This window comes from Pseudomonas floridensis (assembly GCF_002087235.1).
Lineage (GTDB): Bacteria > Pseudomonadota > Gammaproteobacteria > Pseudomonadales > Pseudomonadaceae > Aquipseudomonas > Aquipseudomonas floridensis.
The window spans coordinates 1-1,095 of the sequence record NZ_MUIO01000249.1; the positions used below are offsets into that span (position 1 = coordinate 1).

Consider the following 1,095-nt stretch of genomic DNA (forward strand, 5'->3'; position numbering starts at 1 on the left):
CGCCCTGGCGCACATTCAGGTTGATGTCCTTGAGCACATGGAACTGGCCGTACCACTTGTGGACGCCCTCCATGCGGATCATGCCTTCAGCGCCCAGAGGCTTGGTGATAACTTCACTCATGTCAAAACTCCTAACGCTTGTGGCCTGTGTCCAGCTTACGTTCCAAATGCATGGAATAGCGGGACATACCGAAACAGAAGATCCAGAACACCAGGGCCGCGAAGACATAACCTTCGGTGGCCATACCCAGCCAGGCCGGGTCGGCGGTGGCTTGCTTGACGCTGTTGAGCAGGTCGAAGAGGCCGATGATGATCACCAGGCTCGTGTCCTTGAACAGGGCAATGAAGGTGTTGACGATGCCGGGAATGACCATCTTCAACGCCTGCGGCAGGATCACCAGACCCATGCTGCGCCAGTAACCCAGGCCCATTGCAGCGGCCGCTTCGTACTGACCCTTTGGAATCGCCTGCATGCCACCGCGCACCACCTCGGCCACGTAGGCCGACTGGAACAGGATGACGCCGATCAGCGCCCGCAGCAGCTTGTCGAAGTTCATCCCTTCAGGCATGAACAGCGGCAGCATGACCGAAGACATGAATAGCACGGTGATCAACGGCACGCCGCGCCAGAACTCGATGAAGGTGACACATACCACGCGCACCGCCGGCATGTTGGAGCGACGCCCCAGTGCCAGCAGAATGCCCAGCGGCAAAGCACCGGCGATGCCGACCGTGGCAATCACCAGCGTCAGCATCAAACCGCCCCACTGGCTGGTCGGAATCGTGGTCAGACCAAACGCGCCGCCATGCAGCAGGTAGAACGCGATGACCGGGTACACCACCAGATAGGCGATGCCGTAGATCGCCTTGCGCGGGAACTTCGAAATGAACAGCGGCGCAGCACCCACGATTGCCAGGATAGCGGCCAGATCGACCCTCCAGCGCAACTCGGTGGGAAAGTATCCATACATGAACTGGCCGAAGCGCTGCTGGACGAATACCCAGCATGCGCCAGCCTTGGTGCAATCTTCCTTGGTGGTGCCGATCCAGTTCGCATCCAGCAACGCCCAGCTGATCATCGGCGGGACGATCAGG

The 1,095-nt window shown here is 59.8% G+C and carries 1 protein-coding gene and 1 pseudogene; both read right to left on the reverse strand.

Annotation, left to right across the window (positions count from 1 at the left end; translation table 11 throughout):
• A pseudogene (gene glnQ / locus BZK31_RS29315) lies at positions 1-121 on the reverse strand (glutamine ABC transporter ATP-binding protein GlnQ); the annotation flags it as partial.
• Positions 122-131: 10 nt separating this feature from the next.
• The coding region (locus BZK31_RS28680) for an amino acid ABC transporter permease (protein ID WP_083186490.1) at positions 132-1,095 on the reverse strand (964 nt) is incomplete at its 5' end.